We start from the raw sequence: 4,250 nt of genomic DNA, 5'->3' as shown, positions 1-4,250 counted from the left end.
GTCGGCCGCCTCGGGCCGCGCCGCGGGGGCGGGCAGGGGCTCGCCCTGGTGGCGCAGCACCAGCGTCACCACGCCCTCGCCGCTGCGGGCCAGCACCTCGGCCTCGGCCAGGCCGCGATCGGCCAGCAGCTCGCCGGCCTCGACCAGGAAATCCTGCACCCGCTCCATGGTGGCGCGGCGCGCGCCCCAGGCGCCGCCCATGGCCTGGGCGCGGCGCTCCGCCTCGGCGTGCAGCCCGGTGCCGAGCGGCAGGGTGAAGCGCACCTCCCGCCGCACCAGCGGCAGCGTCGCCAGATGCATCACGAAGCAGGTCAGCGCGCCGAAGGTCAGGGCGGAGGCCAGCGCCGGCAGGTGCGCGCGGAACGGCCCGGGGGCGATCAGCACCGCGAAGCCCATGATCAGCCCGAGCCCCACCACCAGGGAGCGGCGGATGTCGAGCATGCGCACGGTGATCAGCTGGCAGCCCGTCGCGATCATGAAGCAGGCGACGTAGAGCAGCATGGCCGCCTTGACCGGCGGCGGGATCAGGATGAACAGCGCCGCCAGCCGCGGCGAGAAGGCCAGCGGCAGCAGCAGCGCCGCCCCCACCCAGATGATGCGCAGCGACAGGGTGCGGTTGGCGATGGACAGGCCGACGCAGGCCGAGGAGGGGCCGGGCGCCATGCCGCCGATGCCCCCCGCCGCCGCCAGCGCCACGCCATGCGCCAGCAGGCCGCGGCGCAGCGGCGGGCCGTCCGGCTTCTCCCACGCCCCGTCGGCGGCGCGCTGGAAGGCCACGAGATTGCCGAGGATGGTGGCCTTGGCCGGCAGGGTCGCGAAGATGAAGGCCAGCGCCAGCCCGGTGGAGAGCCCGTCGAAGCGCGGCAGCATGGGCCTGGGCCAGGCGAACCAGGGATTGGCCGCCAGCACGGCGGAGGCATCCGCCGCGGTGTAGCCGAGCGGGACCGAGAACAGGATGCCGAACCCCGCGCCGATCAGCATGCCATAGGGGGCGAGGCGGCCGCCGCGCAGCGCCACCCCGGCCATCACCAGGAAGGCCAGCAGCGCCAGGAGGATGTCCCAGGGGCTGTCGGTGTCGAAGCGCCGGTCCAGCACGTGCAGCTGGTCGAGCATCACCGGCAGCAGGGTGACGCCGAGCAGGAAGACGACGACCCCCGCCATCTCGGTTGGCACCAGCGCCTCCGGCCGGCGGATCAGGAAGCTGGCGGCGATGGCGAAGAGCCCGGCGATCAGCAGCAGCGCGCCGGCCTGGGCCGGGTCCAGCCCGGCGGCGGCGGCCAGCAGATAGGCGCCCATCATCACCGGGGTGGGGATCGAGGGCATCTGGTAGCCGGCGCCGAGCGGCCCGCGCGCCAGCGCCTGCAGCCCCTGCAGCAGGATGAAGCCGAGGATGGAGAGGGCGATGAAATTGGCCGCTTCCCGCGCCTCCAGGCCGAAGGCGGTGGCGGCGACCACCGGCAGCACCAGGTAGATGGCCTGGATGGCGATGTGCTGCGCCGCCAGGCCCAGCGTGGCGGGCAGGGGCGGGCGGTCCTCGACCGCCGCCACCACGCCCTCGGGGCGGCTGCGCGGGCGGTCCGCGCTGCGGGCGAAGCTCAACGGCCGGGGCCGGCGGCGGGCGGGCCGAGATGCCCCCGGGCGGGCCGCGCGAGGCGGGCGGTCAGGGGCATGGGTGTGGATTCTCCCGCGGATCGTTCCGCGACATGTAGGCCGCCGGCCGTCCTGGCGCCATTGCCGGGGTGCTTTCCCCCTGGCATCGGCCGGCGCGGCGTGGCATCCGCGCCACATGGACCATTGGCAGGGCTTCGAGCCGCCTTCCGAGGCCCCGGCCTGGACCGGGAGCTACCCCGCGCCGATGCCGGATGGGCGGGCGCTGCGCCTGCCGCTGCGCGACTATGGCGCCATCGCGGTCACCGGCTTCATCGCCAACCAGGCGAGCTTCGCCGTGCTGCGGCCGATGGTGGGCTGGATGGCGGCGGCGGCGCTGCCGCTGGGGGCCGAGGTGGTGGTCGGGCTGCCGACGCTCGGCCATGTGTTCGGCGGCGCGGTGGCCGAGGCGCTGGGCCATCCCAACTGGGTCGCCCCCGGCTATTCCCGCAAGAATTGGTACGACCCGGCGCTGTCGGTGCCGACCACCTCCTCGACCAGCCCGGATGCGCGGCGGATGTGGCTGGACCCGCGTCTGCTGCCGCGGCTGGCCGGCCGGCGCGTGCTGCTGGTGGACGACGTGATCAGCACGGGCAGCTCGGCGCTCGCCGGGCTGTCGCTGCTGCGGCTGGCCGGGGTGGAGCCGGTGGGTCTCTGCGTCGCCATGGCGCAGGGCGATCGCTGGCGTCCCGACTGGCCGGAGAGCATTCCGGTGGCCGCCGCCTTCGCCACGCCCCTGTTCCGCCGGGTGCCGGCGGGCTGGGCTCCCGATGCCGCAACCCTGCCCCCCGCCCTGCTGCTGCCCCCCCGCTTCGACGGGGCGCTGAAAAACTGATAGAAAAAAGAAGGGGGCGCGGGGGAATTCATTCCCCCGCCCTTGTTTCCTGGATTGCCGAGGTCGTTGTTGATGTCCCGTCTCTGGCTGGCGCTGGGTGCGCTGAGTGGCTTTCTGGCCGTGGCCCTGTCGGCCTGGGCCGCGCATGGCCTGGTGCTGGAGCCCGTGGATGCCGCGCGGGTGCAGAACGCGCTGACCATGCAGGGCTGGCACGCCTTGGCGCTGCTGGCGACGGGGTTGCTGGCCGAGCGCCGCGCCAACTGGCTGCCGCACCTGGCCGGCGCCTGCTTCGCGCTGGGCAGCCTGGCCTTCTGTGGCGCGGTGTGGTGGCTGGTGCTGCAGGGTGAATCGCTCGGCCGCGTGGCGCCGCTGGGCGGCACGGCGCTGATGGCGGGCTGGCTGATCCTGGGCGTGGCGGGGCTGACCCGCCCGCGCGCCGCATGATCCGCGCCGCCTATCTGGCCCATGAGGGGTTCGAGCGCGAGGTGGAGGAGGAGCTGCGCCGCGCCGGGGTGGCGGTCGCCCGCTGGCACGGCCCGCTCGCCCTGACCGAGGCGCCGCCGGTGCCCTCGGCCTGGGCGCTCGATGTGTGGACCGACCCGCGCGAGATGGCGGTGCCGTCGATCAAGGGCGCGGCGGCGGCGCTGCGGGCGATCCAGCGCAACTGGTCGCTGCAGCCGGTGCTGCACCACCGCCGCGCGGCGCTGATCGAGGCGGCGCTGCCGCCCTTGAAGGGAAAGGCGCTGCGCTTCCCCGAGGCCGCGCCGAGCGGCCATCTGGGCGGCTGGACGCTGCTCTCGCCCGAGCTGATGCTGGCCAGCCCGACCAAGACCAGCCCCTTCCTGCGCGGCGCGGTGCGGTTCGAGGAGGATCGCGAGGGCCCGCCCAGCCGCGCCTATCTGAAGCTGTGGGAGGCGCTGACGCGGCTCGGCCGCTGGCCGGGGCCGGGCGAGACGGTGCTCGACCTCGGCGCCGCGCCGGGCGGCTGGACATGGGCGCTGGCGCAGCTGGGCTGCCAGGTGGTGGCGGTGGACAAGGCGCAGATGGACCCGGGCGTGGCGGCCCTGCCCAATGTGACCATCCGCACCGAGAGCGCCTTCGGCCTGGAGCCGGAGCGCGAGGCGGCGGTGGACTGGCTGTTCAGCGACATCATCTGCTACCCGGCGCGGCTGCTCGGCCTGGTGCAGCGCTGGCGGGAGGCGGGGCGGGCGCGCAATTTCGTCTGCACCATCAAGTTCCAGGGCGAGACGGACCATGAGACGGCCGCCGCCTTCGCCGCCATTCCCGGCGCGCGGGTGTTCCACGGCGCGCACAACAAGCACGAGCTGATGTTCTGCCTGCTGGAGGCCGACGCCCCTGGCTGAGCCGCTCCGCCAAGCCGTTCCGCCTGGGGCAAACGGACAGAAATCCGCCGCCCCGCTTCCGGTTGCGTCATGTCTTTATGACTGGACTTGCCCGGCGCCCCCGGCCAGGGACAGGGGCGATGCAGAGATGTCGCCCCTCCCCCCTCGCCTGGCTGCGCCTCCTTCCCCTGCTGCTGCTGGGCCTCTGGCTCGGCATGGCCGGGGCGCGGGCGCAGGGCGCGCCGGCCCCCGCCGCCTCGGTCGACGAGCTGGTCCGGCTGCTGGAGGATGAGGCCAGCCGCGCCGCGCTGATCGCCCGGCTGCGGGCCGCCGATCCCGCCGCAACCCCCGCCCTGCCGCCCGAGGTGGAGCCGACCTTCGCCCGCCAGCTGGCCGAGTACAGCCAGGCGGTGGCGGAGCAGGCG

5 protein-coding genes are annotated in these 4,250 nt (G+C 74.7%); 4 read left to right on the top strand and 1 reads right to left on the bottom strand.

The window, feature by feature from the left end; all coding sequences use genetic code 11:
• On the bottom strand, positions 1 to 1,599 hold a 1,599-nt coding region (locus HMPREF0731_RS06980; RefSeq protein WP_007003357.1), incomplete at its 3' end, for a solute carrier family 23 protein.
• Positions 1,600 to 1,786: 187 nt separating this feature from the next.
• Between HMPREF0731_RS06980 and HMPREF0731_RS06975 the strand changes: the two genes are divergently transcribed.
• From HMPREF0731_RS06975 to HMPREF0731_RS25090, 4 genes are all read left to right on the top strand, one after another.
• Positions 1,787 to 2,482 (top strand): phosphoribosyltransferase, encoded by a 696-nt coding sequence (locus tag HMPREF0731_RS06975; RefSeq protein WP_007003356.1) that lies wholly within the window; start codon positions 1,787 to 1,789, stop codon positions 2,480 to 2,482.
• A 72-nt stretch (positions 2,483 to 2,554) separates the two neighbouring features.
• Positions 2,555 to 2,926, top strand: coding sequence for a DUF423 domain-containing protein (locus HMPREF0731_RS06970; protein ID WP_007003355.1), 372 nt, complete (start codon positions 2,555 to 2,557; stop codon positions 2,924 to 2,926).
• Positions 2,923 to 3,846, top strand: coding sequence for an SAM-dependent methyltransferase (locus HMPREF0731_RS06965; protein WP_007003354.1), 924 nt, complete (start codon positions 2,923 to 2,925; stop codon positions 3,844 to 3,846). Before HMPREF0731_RS06970 ends, HMPREF0731_RS06965 begins: the two co-directional genes overlap by 4 nt.
• Before the next feature lie 119 nt (positions 3,847 to 3,965).
• Positions 3,966 to 4,250 (top strand): hypothetical protein (locus HMPREF0731_RS25090; protein ID WP_040612005.1); only part of this gene is annotated, 285 nt, incomplete at its 3' end.

Source organism: Pseudoroseomonas cervicalis ATCC 49957 (assembly GCF_000164635.1).
In the GTDB taxonomy this organism is placed as follows: Bacteria; Pseudomonadota; Alphaproteobacteria; order Acetobacterales; family Acetobacteraceae; genus Pseudoroseomonas; species Pseudoroseomonas cervicalis.
This window is presented reverse-complemented; position numbering and strand designations above follow the sequence as displayed.

Coding starts and splice junctions, on each gene's coding strand:
- HMPREF0731_RS06975 (WP_007003356.1), top strand. CDS start 1,787: ATGGACCATTGGCAGGGCTTCGAGCCGCCTTCCGAGGCCCCGGCCTGG.
- HMPREF0731_RS06970 (WP_007003355.1), top strand. CDS start 2,555: ATGTCCCGTCTCTGGCTGGCGCTGGGTGCGCTGAGTGGCTTTCTGGCC.
- HMPREF0731_RS06965 (WP_007003354.1), top strand. CDS start 2,923: ATGATCCGCGCCGCCTATCTGGCCCATGAGGGGTTCGAGCGCGAGGTG.